This is a genomic window from Georgenia satyanarayanai, assembly GCF_900116375.1.
GTDB lineage: Bacteria > Actinomycetota > Actinomycetes > Actinomycetales > Actinomycetaceae > Oceanitalea > Oceanitalea nanhaiensis.
This window is the reverse complement of the sequence record NZ_UETB01000015.1, coordinates 17,839-35,986: the sequence shown is the minus strand read 5'-3', so window position 1 is coordinate 35,986 and position 18,148 is coordinate 17,839. Positions and strand designations below refer to the sequence as shown.

Sequence of the window (18,148 nt, the reverse complement as noted above, 5' to 3'; positions counted from 1 at the left end):
TTCAGTGGGTGGGGGTCAGGCGGGGGGCCAGGGTGGTGACCCTGCGGGTGAGGTCGGCCAGTGCCTCGTCGAAGGCCTCGGCGTCACCGGCGGCGACCGGGTCGGGCACCGACCAGTGGATGTCGATCGGGGTGGTGAGCTCCTCGTGGGCGCGGTCGCACACGCTGATGACCAGGTCACCCAAGCTCAGCACGCCGTCGACGTGCTGGGGGGCCACGCGCGGCAGGTCCAGGCGGTGGCGGCGGGCCACCTCGAGGGCGACCGGGTGAATCGCCTCGGCGGGGTGGGTGCCGGCCGAGGTGACGGGCACCGCACTAGCGCGGCGCCACAGCGCCGCGGCAAGGTGGGAGCGGGCGGAGTTGCGGGTGCAGACGAACACCACGCGGGCCACCGCGCGCTGGTCGCGCGGGGTGATGTGGTCCAGGGCGCCGGGGACGAGCTGGACGTAGTTGCGTCGCCGGTCGGCCTCGGACTTCTTGCGGCTGACGATGCCCTCGCGCTCCAGGACGCCCAGGTGGTGGGCCACCAGGTTGGAGGGCGCGGTGAGGATCTCGGCGAGCTCGGAGGGGGAGGCGTCCCCCAGGCTCAGCACATCGACGATCCGCAGCCGGGCGGGGTCCGCCAGCGCGGCGTGCAGCCGCGCCCGCCCCACGTCACTCCAGTCAGCGTTCATTGACTCAATGATGACTGACTGAATCGCGATTGTCTAGCCCCGGTGCGGCTCAGGGGCCGAGGAGGGTGAGCCAGCCGGCCAGGGCGAGCAGCGTGACCGCGAGGACGGGGATGGTGAGGACGATGCCGACCTTGAAGTAGGTGCCCCAGCCGATGTGCATGCCCTTGCGGTCCAGGACCGAGAGCCACAGGAGGGTGGCGAGTGACCCGATGGGGGTGATCTTGGGGCCCAGGTCGGCGCCGATGACAGCGGCGTAGGCCATCATCTGCTCGGTGAGCCCGCTGGTTGCGGCGGCCTCGATGCCCAGGGCGGCGATGAGGGTGGTGGGCATGTTGTTCATCACCGAGGACATCCCCGCCACCAGGAACCCGGTGCCGGCCGCGGTGGCCAGGCCACCGTGCTCGGCGATGCCCGCGAGGACCTGGCCGAGGTAGTCGGTCAGGCCCTCGTTGCGCAGGCCGTAGACCACCAGGTACATGCCCAGGCTGAACATCACGATCTGCCACGGCGCGGACCTGACCACCGACCACACTGCGATCGTCGGCTCCGAGGTGGTGATGGTCCCCGCCGGTGCGGGGGTGGCCCCGCCGCCAGGAGCAGAGGTGGCGCCGGACGAGGGCCGGCCACCACCACCGCGCACCGGGGCCGTCACCAGGTCGTCGTCGGTGGCGGCGGGACGGATCTGGGCGCCCCGGAAGAGCGGGCGCGGGCGGCGGGCGGCGATGAGCGCCAGGACGACGGCACACAGGGCGGCCACGGCGGCCACGGGGATCCCGATGGCGTCGGCGGCGAAGTAGCCGACCAGCAGCGCGCCCAGGACGACGATGCCCGCGCGGAACGTCGTCGGGTCGGTCACCGCCTCGGCCGGGCGACGCAGCGCCGTCACGTCGTAGCGGCCGGGGATGGACTTGCGGAAGAACAGGCGCAGCACCACCAGGCTCGCGCCCAACGAGACCAGTGCCACGGGCACCATGACCAGGGCGTAGCGGGCGAAGCCGATGCCGAAGTAGTCGGCGATGACGATGTTGACGAGGTTGGAGACCACGAACGGCAGGCTGGTGGTGTCGGCGATGAAGCCGGTGGCGATGACCAGCCCGAAGGCCACCGCCGGGGAGAACCGCAGCGCCAGGATCATCTGGAAGACGATCGGGGTCATCACCAGGGCCGCGCCATCGTTGGCGAACAGCGCCGCCACCGCCGCCCCGAGGACGACGATGAGGTTGAACAGGGCGCTGCCGTTGCCGCGCGCCCAGCGTGCCACGTGCAGGGCGGCCCACTCGAAGAAGCCGGCCTCGTCCAGGATCGAGCAGATGATGATGACCGCGACAAAGGTCAGCGTCGCGTTCCACACGATGTCCCACACCACCGGGATGTCACCGAGCTGGACCACCCCGGCGATGAGCGCGACCGCCGCGCCGCCCAGCGCGCTCCACCCGATACCGAGGCCCTTGGGCTGCCAGATCACCAGGACCAGGGTGGCGAGGAAGATCCCCACGGCTAGCAGCACGGCGCACCCCCGACCGCGAAGCGGGAGGTCCCGGCCGGCTGGGCGCCGGGTGCCTCATGTCGGGGGTCGAGTGCGGGTGTCACCGTCTGGTGTCCTTTCGTCGCGCGGGCGAGCCCTGCCCTCAGGGGGAGGGCAGGGCTCGACCTGTGATCGTCGAGTTCGTTCAGAGGGCGGTGCGGCCGTGGGCGAAGCCGGTGGGGAAGCCGATGAGCGCGGGCTCGGCCGGCGCCCCGCAGCAGTCACCGGCCGCCTCCGGGGCGATGCTCAGGCTGCCGTCGGCCTCCACCACCGGGGTCGCGGTGGAGCACACCCCGGTCTCGGGCAGCTCCAGCTCTAGCGTGGACGCGGCGGCGCTGTCCCCGGCGAGCTGGGCGACGATCGAGCGCACCTGCTCATACCCGGTGGCCAGGAGGAACGTGGGGGCGCGGCCGTAGGACTTCATGCCCGCGATGTAGAAGTCGGGCTCCGGGTGGGCCAGCACGTCCGCGCCGTGCGCGGGAACCGTCCCACAGGAGTGGAACTCCGGGTCGATGAGCGGAGCCAGCCGGCTCGGTGCCTCGACTCCCGGGTCCAGGTCCAGGCGCAGCTCACGCAGCATCGCCAGGTCCGGGCGGAAACCCGTCGCGCCCGCGACGGCGTCCACCGCCAGTCGGCGCTCACCCTCGCGCGTGGCGAGCGTCAGCTCCAGACCGTCCCCGACCGGCCGCATCGCGGTGATCGTGGCCGACGCCATGAGCTCGACCTCACCGGCCTCCACCGCCCGCCGCAGCTGGGAGCCGAGCATCCCGCGCGCCGGCAGCCCATCAGCATCACCGCCGCCGTAGGCCCGCTCGACCGAGGAGCCCCGCACCAGCCAGGTCACCCGGGTGCCCGGCTCGGCGCGACGCAGCTGGGCCAGGGACAGCAGCGTGTTCGCCGCCGAGTGCCCGGCGCCCACGACCACGACGTGCTTGCCGGCCGCCCTCTCCCGGTCCCGCCCGAGCACGTCGGGCAGTGGACCGAGGAGGAAGGAGGCGGCGTCGGTCTCGCCCGGTGCTGGCAGTCCGGCCGTGCCCAGCGGGTTGGTCTGGGACCAGGTGCCCGAGGCGTCGATCACGGCCCGGGCCCGGCAGTCCACCACCTCGCCGTCGACCGTGGCGCGCACAAGGAACGGGCGCTCGGCGCGGCCGCGGCCGTGGGTCTTGTCCAGGCCATCGCGGCTCACCGCCACCACCCGTGCCCCTGTCACGATCCGCCCCTGCAGGGCGGCCGTTCGGGCCAGCGGCTCGAGGTAGTCACTGACCAGCTCACCACCGGTGGGCAGGCGCTTGGGGGCCGGCTCCTGCCAGCCCTCCTCCTCCAGCAGGCGGCGCGCGGCGGCGTCGACGTTAAACTGCCACGGCGAGAACAGCCGAACGTGGGCCCACTGCCGCACCGCCGCGGCCACCGAGTCCCCGGCCTCCAGCACCAGCGGCTCCAGGCCCCGCTCGACCAGATGAGCGGCGGCCGCCAGGCCCACCGGGCCGGCACCAATCACGATCACCGGCAACGACGTCGTTGTAGTCGAGGACATGGCTGGTCCCTCCCAGAGGGCACGACCCGCACCCTCACATTGATGATTCTCGATGTGACCAGCGCAGCATGCCAGATCGTATAGACAGACGTCAATCGGTCAGGGATGATGGTGTCATGACGGCGATCCCGCAGACCCCCGAACTCGAGACGGCGTGCTGCGCGCCGCTCATCCGCGAGCCCCTCGCGGACGGCCAGGCACGCGACCTCGCGGCGATGTTCAAGGCCCTGGCCGACCCCGCCCGGCTGCGCCTGCTCTCGATCATCGCCTCCCACGAGGGGGGTGAGGCATGCGTCTGCGACCTCACCGAGCCCGTGGACCTGTCCCAGCCGACCGTCTCCCACCACCTCAAGATCCTCACCGACGCCGGCCTCCTCACCCGCGACAAGCGCGGCAAATGGGCCTACTACGCCGTCGCCCCACAGGCCCTCGACACCCTGGGCGGCGTCCCGCGCATCCAGCACACCGGCAGCAACCCCGCCAGCTGCTGCTGAGGCAACGCGACTACGGGTCTCGCGGATTCGCGGCTAGATTCTCGGTGGCTTTTGCGTTGCTTCCCGCGTAGTGTTTCGGCATGAGATCCGATGTAGTCGCCGCGCACGCCGACGCCACCAGGCTCGACATCCACGAGCTGGTGCGGATCCTCAACGAGAACGTGGGCACCACCGTCGTCCAGGCGATGACCGGCACCAAGGACCGAGGCCAGCCCGCCCGGTGGGCGCGCCCCGACGGGCCCGAGCCCCGCCTCAAGACCGTGAACCAGCTCCGGTTGGGTTAACGCGTCTGGCACCTCCTCGAGCAGGCAGAGGGTCCCGACGTCGCCCTCGCGTGGCTGGTGGGTGCCAACCCGCGCCTCGGTGAGACGACCCCCATCTCGGCGGTACGTGACCTCAAGAGCGCCGAGGTCATCGGCGCCGCCCTCGCGTTCATCGACGGATCCCCCGCGGCGTGAGCGCCGCTCCACGCTCCCGGGTCTGCCCCCGCACCGGGCTGCACCTCGTGCCGGCCCGCGGACAGAACGGCCGGCGCGTCGCCCAGGAGCGCTACACCCGCTCCGGTGGCATCCTCGCCGTGCGTGTCAACGAGCACGTGGGACCGCTGCCCGCGGAGCTGCCCGACCGGCGCGGGCGCTTCGACACCATCGGGCGCACCGTCTACTTTGCCGAGCGGGCCACCACCGCGTTCGCCGAGGTCCTCCAGGACCTCCGCGCCGCCCGAGTCACCCTGCAGGCCGACGCCGACGCCATCGGCATGAGTGTGGAGGAGTACATCACCGCGGTCCGCGACCAGGCCGCGGCCAACGGCCGCGAACGCCCGTGGGCGCAGTGTGAACTGGCAGATGAGCCGCTGCCTGCACCGCGTGGCCATGCCCGCCGAGGGCTGGTGGGTCCAGATCGACCACAAGGCCACACTCAACCGCCTGGGCCTGGACCTCGCCGAGCCGCTCCGGCAGGCCGGGGTCCCGCTGCTCACCCTCAGCGGCACCACCGGTGAGAACCGTGCCGTCACCACGCTCCTGGCCCAGCACGTCCGCGGGCAGAGCCTCTTCGACGGCTCCCTCCCGCTCGGCATCCAGTTCACTTCCAAGACCGGCTACGGCACCTGCTGGGCCTGGTGGGACCGGCGAGCCGACGACGTGCTCACGCCCGGAGAGAACGACCCCAAGACGCTTGAGGACCTCAACGTCGACGGCGACGCCTTCCGGGCCGTCACCACCGACTGGCAGCTCGAGGTGCTCCCCGGGAAGCCTCACTACCTGCGCGCCGAGCCGCGCGCGAACTGCGTCCGTCGCCTCAGAGCATCGACAGGCTCGCCCCATGCCAAGACACTGGAGAGGCGCTACCCCAACTTTAGGAGGCGGGCGTGAATGGCTCCCGGACCGTGATCGACCTCTCCAGCGCCGCAGCGGTGGACCGATCCATCACCGGCAGCAAGGCCGGTGTCCTCGCCGAGCTCACCCAGGCCGGATTCCCGGTTCCCCAGGGATTCGTCGTGACGGTAGCTCCGGGATCCCGCGACGTGCAGGCGGCCGCCATTACCGATGCCGCCCAGAGGGCTGGGCCGGGGCCGTATGCGGTGCGGTCATCGGCAGCGGCGGAAGACCTTCCAGGAGCGTCCTACGCCGGGATGTACGAGTCGTATCTCGACGTGGAGCCAGACCGCCTGAGGGAGGCGATCCTCCGGTGTGCGGAATCGGCGACCACGCCACGGGTCAGCGCCTACCAGTCCCACCGGGCACCGGGTGACCGCGACGGCGATCCCGGCATGGCCGTACTGGTGCAGCAGATGGTCGCCGCCGCGGCCGCCGGAGTCGCGTTCACCGCCAACCCGGTCACTGGGAACCGCGAGGAGACGGTGGTCTCGGCGGTCCGTGGCCTCGGCGAACGGCTCGTGTCCGGAACCAGCATCGGGGAGGAGTGGATCGTTCGCGGCGGCGCGGCCATGGTCACCCACCCCAGCATCGACGGTGACGTCCTGGACCGCGCTCAAGCGGCGGCAGTGGCCGAGCTCGCCGGCCGGGCGGCGCGGCACCTCGGCGCTCCCCAGGACATCGAGTGGGCCATCGACCAGGACGGACACCTCTACCTGCTCCAGGCCAGGCCGATCACCGCGCTGCCCGCGCCGGTCACCTGGCAGGCGCCCGGCCCGGGGTACTGGATGCGGAACCTGCGGCTGGGGGAGTGGCTGCCCGAGGCGATGACCCCGCTGTTCGCCGACTGGCTCCTGGACCGCATCGAGGCCGGCTACCTGGACGGGCAACGAGCCACGCTCGGCGCAGTGGTCCCCTTCCCCTACGCCACCGTCAACGGCTGGTACTACAACGCGCTGCCGACCCCGACGCCGGGCCTGCTGGCCCGCCTCATCGTGGAAAGCCGGGGCCGGGCGCCGTGGCTGCTTTTCAACGCCCTCGGGCGGGTCTCGACCAACCCGGTAGGCGCCAGCCGCGCCCTCCTCGCCGACCTGGAGGAATGCTGGCGCAGCGACGTGCTCCCCGCCTACCGGCGGCTCGTCGACGCGGGCCAGCGACAGGTCGACACCGCGGACCCCACACGGCTGAGAAACATCGTGGACCACGTCAGCAGGATGGCGGGGGAGTACCTGTGGTCCCTCGCCATCGTCGGCGGGTCGGCCTGGAAGATGGAAAGTCGGCTGACCGTGATCAGCCGCACGCACGGCCTCATCCCCGGGACCATCGACAACACCCAAGTCCTGCTGACCGGCCTGCCCGGGACGCAAGCCACGGTCCCCGCTCACGCGGTGCAATCCCTGGACTGGTACCACTCCACCGCCGGCGAGCTCGGCACCTCCCACAGCCACACCAGCTATGACGCCAACCTCACCCGCGCCGCCACCCGAGTCGCAGCCGAGCAGGCCATCTCCACCTCGCTCCGCGACATGCCCCGACAACGGGTCACATTCGGCCGGCTGCTGCGGACCGTGCAGCGCTACACCACTGTCAGGGAGGAACAAGCCCGGGACCTCACCCTCGGCTGGCCCCTCCTTCGCCGCTGCGCTCACCGCCTTGGCGACCACCTCACCACCCGCGGCGTCATCGACCAGCGCACCCAGCTGTTCTTCCTCACCCTCGAGGAACTAACCTCCGCACTTGATGGCGACCCCACGCCACGCGCGGAAGCAGCGGACAGTCGCCGAGCCGCGTGGGAGAAGCAGCGCCGCTTGGTCGCTCCACTCACCCTGGGCCAGCCGCCCCGGTTCATCGGCGACCCGATCGCCCGCGCAGTCAACGCAGCCCGCACCCACACGCCCCCGGAGGCAGCCATCATCGGGCAACCCGCCAGCGCAGGACGAGCGACCGGCCCGGTCCGCATCATCACCGGTCCAGAGGACCTCGCCCACTTCACCACCGGGGACGTCCTCGTCGCCCGGAGCACCGCACCGGCCTGGACACCACTGTTCGCCAGAGCCGCCGCAGTGGTCACCGACGGCGGCACCCTCGCCGCTCACGCCTCGCTCGTCGCCCGCGAGTACGGCATCCCCGCCGTCGTCGGCACCGGCGACGCCACCGCCCGGCTGCACGACGGCCAACTCGTCACCGTCGACGGCGGAGCAGGCACCGTCGAATGGGCATGAACCACCACCACCGGACACAGACCCGCGCTACTGACCCCCACCCAACCCCGCAGTGAGCGGTCGCCGGCGCCCCTCCTTGCGGGGTGGGTCGCTCAGTGGCGAGAGAAGCGAAGAGCGACCCAGAGCCCGCACCTGCGGCAGATGTAGGCCGGCTCGCTGCCGAGTGCGTGGAGCGCCTTGCGTGGCCGCAGTCGGCCGCAGCACGAGCACCGCTGCAGGGTGTCATCGGCCATGTCGCGATGGTCCCACGGGCCGCGTGCTCTTCACAGGTAGCGGCAGACGTCCTCGGCGGAGCACGTCGCCGGATCGCCGCCGGCGGCGTCCGCGTGCAGCGCGGTGATCGTGATGCGGAGCTGCTCCAGCTCGGCCAGCTGCCGGTCGATCACCTCAAGCCGCGTGTCGAGTAGATCGGTGACGTGCCGGCAGGGGGCCTGCCCCCCATCGCGGATGGCCAGCACCTGGCCGATCTGGGCCAGGGTCAGCCCGGCGGCTCGCCCCCGGCTGATGAAATCCAGCCGGCCGAGCACCTCGGGGCCGTAGTCCCGGTACCCCGCCGGGGTCCGCTCCGGGTCGGGCAAGAGCCCGAACTCCTCGTAGTACCGCAGGGTCTTGGTCGACGTGCCCGACGCCTGAGCCACCTCACCGATCCGCATGCACTCATCCTGCCTTGACCTTCCAGTGCACTGGAAGGTCGATCCTGAGGGCGATGAAGGAGGAGCTCATGACGGCAACAGCTAAGCGCAGGCCGTATGACCTGGCAGTGATCGGGTCCGGAGGGGCGGCGTTCGCGGCCGCGATCCGCGCCACCACCCTGGGCAGACGGGTGGTGATGATCGAGCGCGGCACCATCGGCGGTACCTGCGTCAACACCGGGTGCGTGCCCTCCAAGGCGCTACTCGCGGCCGCCGAGGCCCGCCACGTCACGCTCGACGCCGCCCGGTTCCCCGGCCTGACGGCCCCCGACGCCCGGCCGGTGGACATGCCGGCCCTGGTCGCGGGTAAGGATCAGCTCGTCGGATCGCTGCGCGGCGAGAAGTACCTGGACCTGGCCGCCGCGTACGGTTGGGATCTCCTGCCCGGGGACGCCACGTTCGCCGGCACACCGACCGATCCGGCACTCCACGTCGCCGGCCATGACGGCACAGTGGAGGCCGTCCGCGCCGCGCACTACCTCATCGCCACCGGATCCACCCCCTGGGCACCGCCGGTCCCCGGCCTCCACGAGGTGGGTTACCTGACCTCGACCACCGCGATGGAGCTGGACCACGTCCCGGACTCGCTGCTGGTCATCGGGGGCGGGTACGTCGCCATGGAGCAGGCCCAGCTCTTCGCCCGGCTCGGCGCCCGGGTCACCATGCTCGTCCGCTCACGCCTGGCGTCCCACGAGGAACCCGAGGCCGCCACCGCCCTGGAGGAGATCTTCACCGAGGAGGGCATCGAGGTGGTCCGCGGTGCCGTGCCCACCGTCGCCCGCCGCGACCAGAGAACGGGCGAGGTCGTCGTCACCGCGACCACCGCCGCCGGCTCACAGGAGCTGCGGGCGGCCCAGCTGCTGGTCGCCACCGGGCGCCGCCCGGTCACCGTCACCCTCGGCCTGGACACCGTCGACGTGCGCACCGGCAAGCACGGCGACGTCATCGTCGACAACCACCTGCGCACTACAAACCCGCGCATCTGGGCCGCCGGAGACGTCACCGCCCACCCCCAGTTCGTGTACGTCGCCGCTGCCCACGGCACCCTCGCCACCGACAACGCCCTGACCGGCGCCGGCCGGGAGGTCGACTACCGCCACCTGCCCCGGGTCGTGTTCACCAGCCCCGCCCTGGCCGCCGTCGGGATGACCGACCGGCAGGCTAACGCCGCCGGGATCCGCTGCGACAGTCGCGTGCTGTCCCTCGCGCACGTCCCACGCGCGATCGTCAACCGCGACACCCGCGGACTCATCAAGATCGTCGCCGACGCCCACACCGGCCGCATCATCGGCATCACCGCCCTGGCCCAGGACGCCGGCGACCTCGCCGCAGCCGGCGTCTACATCCTGGAGGCCGGCATGACCATCGGCCAGGTCGCCAACCTCTGGAGCCCCTACCTGACCATGGCCGAAGGCCTCAAGCTCACCGCCCAAGCCTTCACCACCGACATCACCAAGCTCTCCTGCTGTGCAGCATGAACCAACCCGGCACGGCACCAACGGCATCTTCTCGCCATGATCCAGCTCGTGGACCTCGACTAGGCGCGCAGGCGCTCGGGCCCGTGTGGGAGTCGCTCGGCTTCCACCGGGTCGACGGCCACCTTTGCGTGCTCGACCCGACCAGGACCGCACTGGATGACGCGATGACGGCCTTGCGGCGCCGCCTCGGCCCTGCATGGAGTGCCACCGATCGGGCGGAGGCCCTGAGTACGAACGCCATAGGTCATTGAGTGCTGTATGGTCAGCGCATGCTGACTCTTGCTACGCGGTTGGACGTGATGAACCGGTTGGGCCGGGCGATGGCCGACCCGACCCGCTCCCGGATCCTCATGACGCTCCTCGAGGGCCCGAGCTACCCCGCGGTGCTCGCCCGCGACCTGGACCTGACCCGGTCGAACGTCTCGAACCACCTGACCTGCCTGCGGGACTGCGGCATCGTCGTGGCCGAGCCCGAAGGCCGTCAGACGCGGTATGAGATCGCCGACCCCCATCTGGCGGCGGCGATGACCGCGCTGGTCGAGGTCACCCTGGCCGTCGACGAGAACGCCCCGTGCGTGGACGCCGACTGCACGGTGCCCGGCTGCTGCCCCAGCGGGACCGGGGCATGAGCGCCACCACCCACGCACCCGTCGAAGAGCTCGAGAGTGACGAGGAGCACGAGGCCCCGTGGTGGGCTGACCGCGCCGTCATGATCCCCGCCGCCTCGGGCGCAGCGTTCGTCGCCGGGCTCGCCTGTGAGTGGTCCGGCGCCCCGACCGCAGCACTGGTCCTGTTCTGGGTCGGCCTGCTGCTCGGGGCCTCCACCTTCGTCCCCGGTGCGCTGCGCAAGCTCGCCACCGGCAAGCTCGGCATCGCGCTGCTGATGACGATGAGCGCCACCGGCGCCGTCATCCTGGGCCACGTGGAGGAGGCCGCGGCCCTGGCCTTCCTCTACTCCATCGCCGAGGCCCTCGAAGACCGGGCCATGGACCGCGCACGCGCCGGCCTGCGCGCACTGCTCAAGCTCGTGCCCCAGAACGCCACCGTCCTCACCGACGGCAAGACCCGCACCGTCCCGGTACGCGACCTGACCTCCGGGCAGGTCATGGTCATCCGGCCCGGTGAGCGCATCGCCACCGACGGCATCATCCGAACCGGACACAGCAGCCTGGACACCTCGGCCATCACCGGTGAGTCCATCCCCGTCGCGGCCGGCCCCGGTGACGAGGTGCCCGCCGGGGCGATCAACACCACCGGGGTCCTGCAGGTCGAGGCGACCGCGCCCGGCACCGACAACTCCCTGACCACGATCGTGAGCCTGGTCGAGCAGGCCCAGGCCGAAAAGGGGCAACGCGCCCGGCTCGCCGACCGCATCGCCCGCCCACTGGTGCCCGGCGTCCTGATCCTGGCCGTGCTGGTCGCCGTCATCGGCTCCCTCGCCGGTGACCCGCAGACCTGGATCTCCCGCGCCCTGGTCGTGCTCGTGGCCGCCTCCCCGTGTGCGCTGGCCATCGCGGTGCCCATCACCGTGGTCTCCGCAGTCGGCTCGGCGAGCAAGTTCGGCGTCATCATCAAGAGCGGGGCCATCTTCGAACGCTTCGGCGACATCGGGCACGTCGCCTTCGACAAGACCGGGACCCTGACCCTCAACCAGCCCACCGTCACCGCCGTCATCCCCACCACGGGCCTCACCGAGGAACAGGTCCTCGCGTGGGCCGCCGCGCTCGAGCAGCACAGCACCCACCCCCTCGCCGCCGCCATCACCCAAGCCGCCCCCACAACCTCCGTGGCCCGGGGCATCACCGAGGAAGCCGGTCACGGCATCCACGGCACCGTCGACGGCGTCGTGATCAGCGTCGGCAGCCCCCGCTGGGTCGACCCGGGCGACCTCGCCGACCGGGTCCGTCACCTGGAGGCCCAAGGGATGACCGTCGTCGTCGTACACCGCGACGGCGCGGTCGCCGGGGCGATCGGAGTGCGTGACGAGCTGCGTCCCGAGGTCCCCCAGGTCATCGCGACCCTGGCGGGCCAGGGCATCGGCGTCACGATGCTCACCGGGGACAATGAGCGCACCGCGCAGGCGCTGGCGGTGCAGGCGGGCATCCGCGACGTGCGCGCCCAGCTGCGCCCCGAAGGCAAGTCCGCCGTCGTGGACGAGCTCAGCGCCCACCGGCCCACCGCGATGATCGGCGACGGCATCAACGACGCCCCCGCCCTGGCCGCAGCCGACGTCGGGATCGCCATGGGAGCCACCGGCTCCGACGCCGCGATCGAGTCCGCCGACATTGCCTTCACCGGCAAGGACCTGCGCCTGCTGCCCCAGGCCATCGCCCACGCTCGACGCGGGGGGCGCATCGTCAACCAGAACATCGTCCTGTCGCTGCTCATCATCGCCGCCCTGCCACCCCTGGCCATCACCGGCGTCCTGGGCCTGGCCGCCGTCGTCCTCATCCACGAGGTCGCCGAGGTGCTGGTCATCCTCAACGGCCTGCGCGCGGCACGCACCCACCGCACCACCGCCCCCGGACACTGATCCCCCCAAACCGCCGGCAAACCGCTCACTCGGCATCGGCGGCGGTCGGCCGCGCCCTGAAAGGCACCGATGGAACTGCTCACCCCGATCCTGCAGGCGATCGGCCTGTTCGTGGCCACGAACATCGACGACATCATCGTCCTGTCCCTCTTCTACGCCCGCGGCGCCGGCCAGCGGGGCACCACCCGCAAGATCCTCACCGGCCAGTACCTCGGCTTCGGCGGCATCCTGCTCGCCGCCGTGCTCGTCTCCCTGGGAGCCCGCACCTTCCTGCCCGAGGACGCCCTGCCCTACTTCGGGCTCATCCCCCTGGCCCTGGGCCTGTACGCGGCGTGGCAGGTGTGGCGCAACCGCGATGAGGACGATGACGACGACGAGGCCAAGGTCGGTGACCGCCAGGTCGGCACCCTGACCGTCGCGGCCGTGACCTTCGCCAACGGCGGGGACAACATCGGGGTCTACGTCCCCGTCTTCGCCACCGCCTCCACCACCGCGGTCATCGCCTACTGCGCCGTCTTCCTCGCCCTGGTGGGCCTCCTCGTGCTCACCGCACGGTACGTCGCCACCCGCCGGCCCATCGCCGAGGTGCTCGAACGCTGGGAGCACATCCTCTTCCCGCTCGTCCTCATCGGCCTCGGTGTCGTCATCCTCCTCGAGGGCGGTGCCTTCGGCCTATGAGAGCGCTGACGCTCGACGGATCGTTTGAAGGAGTGACCGTGAGCCCTCACGTGCAGGGAGTAGTAGCCGACGCGACCCACACAGGAACGGCGTCCCCATGACCACACGGAACCTCGCCTCAGCGAGGAGTGGAACCCGCGCTCGGGGCACCCTCCTCCTCACCCTCGTGCTGCTGGCGGCGGTAGACCTGGCGGTGAAGGCGTGGGCAGGTGGGGCACTGGCCGACGGTCACTCGGTGAACCTGGGGCCCATCGAGCTTCGGCTCGGTTTCAACGCCGGAATGGCCTTCAGTCTCGGCGCTCGTCTGCCAGCCGGTGTCGTGCTCGCCACCACTGGGCTCACAATCACCGCGGTGGCCGTTTTCGCCTGGCGTGCCACCCGCACCGCGACACGCTCAACGTGGCTCCCACTGGCCGTCATCCTGGCAGGGGCGGTGGCAAACCTGATCGACCGTGCCTCCGACGGCGTCGTGACCGACTACCTCCACACCGGCTGGTTCCCCACCTTCAACCTCGCTGACGTCTACATCACTGGTGGGGCCATAACCCTGATGGTGGCAGCCCTCACGAGCGGTGACAGGACCGAGAACCCGACGGCCGCAGAACTGTGACTCGAGCCGAGGAAACCCATGACCGCTGAGACCGCCGCCGCTGCGGCACTGACCCTGTTCCTGGCCGGCCTGGTGGCGGCGTTCGGTGCGCGCTCCTGGATCCACCGGCGCCGGACCGGCTCCACCGGCTTCCGCGGCCTCAGCGGCGCCCCCGGATCGGCCGAGTGGTGGGGCGGGATTTTCTTCGCCGCAGCCCTCGTGCTCGGCGCCGCGGGCCCCGCCCTGGCCCTTACCGGCGCCACTGCCCCCATCGCCCTGCCCGCCGGCGTTCAGTGGGCGGGCCTGGCCGTGGCGATCGCCGGCTTCGTCGGCGTGCTGGCCGCCCAGGCGGGCATGGGCGCCTCGTGGCGCATCGGTGTGGACACCACCGAGCGCACCGGCCTGGTGACCTCCGGCATGTTCGCCGTGGTGCGCAACCCCATCTTCACCGCGATGCTCACCGCCCTGCTCGGACTGGCCCTCCTGGTCACCACGGCGGTGACCGTCGCGGCGCTGGTCTGCCTGCTCCTCGCCGTGGAGATTCAGGTCCGCCTCGTCGAAGAGCCTTACCTGCTGCGCACCCACGGCCCCGCCTACGCCCGCTACGCCCAGCGGGTCGGCCGGTTCCTGCCCGGTCTCGGCACCCTCGCCCCGCATCCCTCCCAAGCCGACGAATGACCCCGATCGCCTGAGAGCTGGTGACCCTTTATGGGTGGGGCAGCACCGATGACGACACCCCAGACCGGCGGCCCGCGCCTCACCACGCCGCGTAACGCCGTGGCCGTGGTGCCCGGGCAAGAAGGTACGGTACAGCCAACGCTGCACTATGAGACCTAGCGGCCGCACCACACCGGGCACCTTCGTGCCAGTGGAACGCATCGCGTGAAACACCACCCGCGAAGAACTCCGGATCGCGATCGTGACCTGGACCGAGCGCACCTACCACCACCGCAGACGGCAGGCCGCTCTCGGGCGGTTGACCCCCATCGAGTACGAGACCATCATGACCACGCCAGCCCCTCAGGCAGCGTGACCCAACCTGTCACCTTCCGTGCAGCAGTCCCGGGTTAGGTGAGCTGGAGGGTTGTGAGGCAGGTGGCGCCGTCGTCGGTGGTGGTGAAGTCGGTGGCACCGCTCCGTCCGTCGTGGCTGACCTCGATGGTGCCGTGGACGTCGCGGGGCAGCCAGAGGCCGACGAAGCCGTTGTCGAAGGTGGTCATCTCCTCCTCGAGGAGAACCTCACCGTCGTCGGTGGTGATGCGCACGTCGAGGTCCTGGTCGGTGAGCTCGCCCTGGCAGGTGGTGAGGCTGTGGTAGAAGCACTCGTGCGTCTGGTCCACGTAGGGGGCCACGGACAGGTAGAAGCGGTCCTCGGGCATGGCCATGGCCAGTTCCTGCTGCCCGTCGGAGAAGACGAGCTCGTCGGGGCGGATGGAGGCCATGAGGTCGGTGGGCCGGTCGGCGCCGCCGAGCCGGTCGAGGTGGTCGATGATCTCGGTGACGTCCATCCCCGCCAGACCGTGGGCGTCGAGGAACTCCACCTGGGCGCCCGTAGCTGCGGGCGCGGTGTCCGTGCCCGTGGCGGTATTGGTGTCCGCGGTGGAGCACCCGGTAAGGACGAGGGCGAGGGTCCCGATGAGTGCGGCGAGTCGTTTCACGTTCTGCTCCTGTGTGGTTGCCCGGTGTCCGCGCGGGGCAAACGGGATGAGGCGGGGCGGCGGGCCGGTGGACGGGGTTAGAAGGCGTAGCCGTGGACGGTCTCGGTGAAGAGGTTGACCACGAAGTAGTTGATGAGGACGAGCACGAAGCCGGACAGGCCGAGGTAGGCGGCTTTGCGTCCGTCCCAGCCGCGGGTGGCGCGGGCGTGGAGGTAGGCGGCGTAGACGACCCACACGACGAAGGTGCCGACTTCCTTGGGGTCCCAGTCCCAGGGGCGGCCCCAGGTTTGTTCGGCCCAGATCGCGCCGGCGATGAGGGTGAAGGTCCACAGCAGGAAGCCGACGGCGTTGAGCCGGTAGGCGTAGCGCTCGAGCTCCCCGGAGGCCGGGAGCACGTCGGCCAGCCGGCCCCAGAACCCGCGGTCCGCTGGTCCGGGGTGGTCACCGGAGGGTGCGGGCCGACTTGTGCCGGTGGGGGCCCCGGTGAGGGCGGCGGCGGGTTGCTTGTGGCTGGTCGGGGCGGTGCGCTCTGCGCGGTCCTTGACGAGCTGGACGAGTGACAGGGTGGCGGCGACGGCGAAGACGCCGATCGCCATGGTGGCCACGGAGACGTGGATGACGAGCCAGTAGTGGTCCAGGGCGGGGCGTACGCCGTCGGCCTCCATGTAGAACACCGTCACCGCCAGCCCGAGGGCGAGGAGGGTTGGGGTGATGACCAGGGCGCCGAGGTAGCGCAGGTCGCGCCAGCGTTGGATGGCCAGGAAGGTGGTGACGGCGACGAGGGTGAAGACGAGGGTGAACTCGTACATGTTCGCCCAGGGCACCCGGCCGGCGGCGATGCCGCGGGTGACCACGCCGATGGCATGCAGGGCCAGGCCGGCGGTCGTCGTGGTCATCGCGATGCGGGCGGCGCGGCGGGGCCGGCTGGCGGGGCCGCGGTCGCGCAGCGCGGACAGGTCGATGCCGAAGGCGATCATCGCGAGGGCGTAGGCGGCCATGGCGCCGTAGATCGCCAGCAGGCTGAGCTGGCCGAGGTCGTTCACGTGTCCTCCGGTGTGGTGGGGGTGGTGGCCCGGACCGCGGTCATGACGCGCTCGAGCTCGCGTTGCAGGCCCGGGTCGTCGCCGCGGGCCAGGGCGGCGGCCTCGATGAGGGTGTGGCCGGCCTCGTCCTGGGTGGTCTTGACCCACAGCCGGCGGCGGGGGGCGAACAGGGAGGCGGACAGGCCGGCCATGGCCGCCAGGGCGGAGATGAGCAGGAGGGGGAGGGTGGGGTCGTAGCGAAGATCGATGGCCGCGAAGCGGGGCAGGGACTCGAAGGAGATGGTGCCCAGCCCGTCGGGGAGCTCGACCTCCTCACCGGGTGCGAGGAGGACCTTGACCTCCTCGGCGCCGTCCATCACCTGGGTCATGTTGTCGGTGTCGAGCTGGTAGACGTTCTGCGGGATGCCCTGGTCCAGGCCGAGGTCACCGGTGTAGACGTCCAGGACGATGAGTGGCGCGTTGGGTTGGGGGTGCACCGAGCGCAGCCCGTCCTCCTCGGCGAGGGCGGTGGGCAGCAGGTAGCCGGTGAAGCCGAGCTGGTCCAGGCCGGGGGAGACGTCGGGGACCTTGACCACGCCGCGGGAGGTGTAGAAGTCGTCCTCGGGCAGGAAGGGCACGGGTTGGGAGAAGGCGACCTGTCCCTGAGCGTCGCGGACGGTGAGGTGGGGGGCGAAGCCGTTGCCGGCGAGGTAGATGTTCGCGCCCGCCGCGGTGATCGGGTAGTTGACCCGGATGGTGTCCTCATAGCGTCGGCCGTCGGGTTCGGTGACCACGACCCGGGCGGCGAAGTCGCGGGCCTGGGCGTCGACGGTGAACCGGGAGGTGAGCTCGGTGAGGGTGAAGGTGAAGGGGTCGAGGTCGTCGCCGGTGACCATGGACCCAGGGGTGAAGGTGTCGTAGTCGACGAGGGAGTTGGCGAAGGTGCGGCCTTCGACGACGACGGCCTGTCCGCGGTAGGCGATCATCTGCGCGGCGCCGAGCGCGACGAGCACCCCGACGAGGGCCAGGTGGAAGACGATGTTGCCGCTCTCGCGCAGGTAGCCGCGTTCGGCGCTGATGCCCTCGGGGGTGACGGCGACCCGGAAGCGGCGACCCAGGGCACGGCGCACCGCGCGGGTCACCTCCTCGGTGGTGGCGGTGGTCGTGTGCGTGTCCCGGACGGGGAAGCGGGTCAGGCGGCGTGGGACGCGGGAGGGTGCCGCGCGTAGCGCGGTGATGTGTGCCTTGGTGCGGGGCAGGATGCAGCCGATGAGGGAGATGAACAGCAGCAGGTAGATGGCGGCGAACCAGGGCGCGGCGTAGATGTCGAGCAGGCCCGCACGCTCGAGCCAGGTGGCGAGCTGGGGCCGGTCGGCGCGCAGGGTGGCCACGCCGGCGGGGTCCTGGGGGATTTGGGGGATGAACGCGCCGGGGAGGGCGGCCAGCGCGAGCAGCATGAGCAGCAGCAGCGCCACCCGCATGGAGGTGAGCTGGCGCCACGCCCAGCGCAGCCAGCCGCGCACACCGATCCCGGCGGGTGCCGGGGACTGGGGCGGCATGTCCTGCGCCTCGTCCATGGTTCGCAGACCGGCGGGACGGTAAGCCATCACATCGCCCTCACGGGGCCGACGACCGGGGATCTGCACACACCCAGGGACGCTAACCCACCGCCCG

Annotated in this window: 17 protein-coding genes and 1 pseudogene; 11 read left to right on the top strand and 7 right to left on the bottom strand. The window is 71.3% G+C overall.

What is annotated here, in order from left to right; translation table 11 throughout:
• Window position 1: 1 nt before the first annotated feature.
• The 3 genes from DSZ44_RS15235 to DSZ44_RS15225 form a co-directional block, all read right to left on the bottom strand.
• A complete protein-coding gene (locus DSZ44_RS15235; RefSeq protein WP_110853483.1) occupies window positions 2–673 on the bottom strand; it encodes an arsenate reductase/protein-tyrosine-phosphatase family protein in 672 nt (223 codons plus the stop codon).
• A gap of 49 nt (window positions 674–722) precedes the next feature.
• Complete coding sequence (locus tag DSZ44_RS15230; RefSeq protein WP_110853482.1) at window positions 723–2,180, bottom strand: arsenic transporter; 1,458 nt, start codon at window positions 2,178–2,180, stop codon at window positions 723–725.
• A 163-nt stretch (window positions 2,181–2,343) separates the two neighbouring features.
• Entirely contained in the window at window positions 2,344–3,732 is a 1,389-nt protein-coding gene (locus DSZ44_RS15225; RefSeq protein WP_110853481.1) for an FAD-dependent oxidoreductase, read from the bottom strand.
• 116 nt (window positions 3,733–3,848) lie between these two features.
• Between DSZ44_RS15225 and DSZ44_RS15220 the strand changes: the two genes are divergently transcribed.
• From DSZ44_RS15220 to DSZ44_RS15200, 4 genes are all read left to right on the top strand, one after another.
• Window positions 3,849–4,226: an ArsR/SmtB family transcription factor gene (locus DSZ44_RS15220; protein ID WP_110853480.1), complete on the top strand. Its 378-nt coding sequence runs from the start codon at window positions 3,849–3,851 to the stop codon at window positions 4,224–4,226.
• Window positions 4,227–4,306: 80 nt separating this feature from the next.
• Window positions 4,307–4,510 (top strand): hypothetical protein, encoded by a 204-nt coding sequence (locus tag DSZ44_RS15215; protein ID WP_110853479.1) that lies wholly within the window; start codon window positions 4,307–4,309, stop codon window positions 4,508–4,510.
• Between the two features lie 561 nt (window positions 4,511–5,071).
• Window positions 5,072–5,599: a hypothetical protein gene (locus tag DSZ44_RS15205; protein ID WP_146237579.1), complete on the top strand. Its 528-nt coding sequence runs from the start codon at window positions 5,072–5,074 to the stop codon at window positions 5,597–5,599.
• The gene (locus tag DSZ44_RS15200; protein ID WP_110853476.1) at window positions 5,596–7,824 is read left to right on the top strand and encodes a PEP/pyruvate-binding domain-containing protein; all 2,229 of its coding nucleotides are present in this window, start codon (window positions 5,596–5,598) and stop codon (window positions 7,822–7,824) included. Before DSZ44_RS15205 ends, DSZ44_RS15200 begins: the two co-directional genes overlap by 4 nt.
• A gap of 263 nt (window positions 7,825–8,087) precedes the next feature.
• Here DSZ44_RS15200 and DSZ44_RS15195 read toward each other — a convergent pair whose 3' ends face one another.
• Entirely contained in the window at window positions 8,088–8,477 is a 390-nt protein-coding gene (locus DSZ44_RS15195; RefSeq protein WP_110853475.1) for a heavy metal-responsive transcriptional regulator, read from the bottom strand.
• A 53-nt stretch (window positions 8,478–8,530) separates the two neighbouring features.
• On the opposite strand from DSZ44_RS15195, the gene merA reads away from it, so the two are divergent.
• The 7 genes and pseudogenes from merA to DSZ44_RS18605 all read left to right on the top strand — a co-directional run.
• Entirely contained in the window at window positions 8,531–9,994 is a 1,464-nt protein-coding gene (gene merA / locus DSZ44_RS15190; RefSeq protein WP_110853474.1) for a mercury(II) reductase, read from the top strand.
• A gap of 269 nt (window positions 9,995–10,263) precedes the next feature.
• Entirely contained in the window at window positions 10,264–10,623 is a 360-nt protein-coding gene (gene cmtR, locus DSZ44_RS15185) for a Cd(II)/Pb(II)-sensing metalloregulatory transcriptional regulator CmtR (RefSeq protein WP_110853542.1), read from the top strand.
• Window positions 10,620–12,527, top strand: coding sequence for a heavy metal translocating P-type ATPase (locus tag DSZ44_RS15180; protein WP_110853541.1), 1,908 nt, complete (start codon window positions 10,620–10,622; stop codon window positions 12,525–12,527). The genes cmtR and DSZ44_RS15180 overlap by 4 nt, the downstream gene beginning before the upstream one ends.
• Before the next feature lie 69 nt (window positions 12,528–12,596).
• On the top strand, window positions 12,597–13,205 hold the full coding sequence (locus tag DSZ44_RS15175) for a cadmium resistance transporter (RefSeq protein ID WP_110853473.1): 609 nt from the start codon (window positions 12,597–12,599) through the stop codon (window positions 13,203–13,205).
• Window positions 13,206–13,302: 97 nt separating this feature from the next.
• Complete coding sequence (gene lspA, locus DSZ44_RS15170; RefSeq protein WP_110853472.1) at window positions 13,303–13,815, top strand: signal peptidase II; 513 nt, start codon at window positions 13,303–13,305, stop codon at window positions 13,813–13,815.
• 18 nt (window positions 13,816–13,833) lie between these two features.
• Window positions 13,834–14,472, top strand: a complete 639-nt coding sequence (locus tag DSZ44_RS15165) for a methyltransferase family protein (protein ID WP_110853471.1) — start codon at window positions 13,834–13,836, stop codon at window positions 14,470–14,472.
• A 214-nt stretch (window positions 14,473–14,686) separates the two neighbouring features.
• A pseudogene (locus DSZ44_RS18605) lies at window positions 14,687–14,827 on the top strand (IS3 family transposase); the annotation flags it as partial.
• A 34-nt stretch (window positions 14,828–14,861) separates the two neighbouring features.
• On the opposite strand, the gene DSZ44_RS15160 reads toward DSZ44_RS18605, so the two are convergent.
• The 3 genes from DSZ44_RS15160 to resB form a co-directional block, all read right to left on the bottom strand.
• Entirely contained in the window at window positions 14,862–15,452 is a 591-nt protein-coding gene (locus tag DSZ44_RS15160) for a CueP family metal-binding protein (RefSeq protein WP_181424674.1), read from the bottom strand.
• Window positions 15,453–15,529: 77 nt separating this feature from the next.
• On the bottom strand, window positions 15,530–16,495 hold the full coding sequence (gene ccsB, locus DSZ44_RS15155) for a c-type cytochrome biogenesis protein CcsB (protein WP_258369583.1): 966 nt from the start codon (window positions 16,493–16,495) through the stop codon (window positions 15,530–15,532).
• On the bottom strand, window positions 16,492–18,081 hold the full coding sequence (gene resB, locus DSZ44_RS15150) for a cytochrome c biogenesis protein ResB (RefSeq protein WP_258369582.1): 1,590 nt from the start codon (window positions 18,079–18,081) through the stop codon (window positions 16,492–16,494). The genes ccsB and resB overlap by 4 nt, the downstream gene beginning before the upstream one ends.
• Between the last annotated feature and the right edge of the window lie 67 nt (window positions 18,082–18,148).

Bases quoted from the DNA above. Each gene is read 5' to 3' on its own strand.
- DSZ44_RS15175 (WP_110853473.1), top strand. From the start codon at position 12,597: ATGGAACTGCTCACCCCGATCCTGCAGGCGATCGGCCTGTTCGTGGCC.
- DSZ44_RS15225 (WP_110853481.1), bottom strand. From the start codon at position 3,732: ATGTCCTCGACTACAACGACGTCGTTGCCGGTGATCGTGATTGGTGCC.
- merA (WP_110853474.1), top strand. From the start codon at position 8,531: ATGAAGGAGGAGCTCATGACGGCAACAGCTAAGCGCAGGCCGTATGAC.
- resB (WP_258369582.1), bottom strand. From the start codon at position 18,081: ATGGCTTACCGTCCCGCCGGTCTGCGAACCATGGACGAGGCGCAGGAC.
- DSZ44_RS15165 (WP_110853471.1), top strand. From the start codon at position 13,834: ATGACCGCTGAGACCGCCGCCGCTGCGGCACTGACCCTGTTCCTGGCC.
- DSZ44_RS15235 (WP_110853483.1), bottom strand. From the start codon at position 673: ATGAACGCTGACTGGAGTGACGTGGGGCGGGCGCGGCTGCACGCCGCG.
- DSZ44_RS15195 (WP_110853475.1), bottom strand. From the start codon at position 8,477: ATGCGGATCGGTGAGGTGGCTCAGGCGTCGGGCACGTCGACCAAGACC.
- lspA (WP_110853472.1), top strand. From the start codon at position 13,303: ATGACCACACGGAACCTCGCCTCAGCGAGGAGTGGAACCCGCGCTCGG.
- DSZ44_RS15205 (WP_146237579.1), top strand. From the start codon at position 5,072: ATGAGCCGCTGCCTGCACCGCGTGGCCATGCCCGCCGAGGGCTGGTGG.
- DSZ44_RS15215 (WP_110853479.1), top strand. From the start codon at position 4,307: ATGAGATCCGATGTAGTCGCCGCGCACGCCGACGCCACCAGGCTCGAC.
- cmtR (WP_110853542.1), top strand. From the start codon at position 10,264: ATGCTGACTCTTGCTACGCGGTTGGACGTGATGAACCGGTTGGGCCGG.
- DSZ44_RS15180 (WP_110853541.1), top strand. From the start codon at position 10,620: ATGAGCGCCACCACCCACGCACCCGTCGAAGAGCTCGAGAGTGACGAG.
- DSZ44_RS15220 (WP_110853480.1), top strand. From the start codon at position 3,849: ATGACGGCGATCCCGCAGACCCCCGAACTCGAGACGGCGTGCTGCGCG.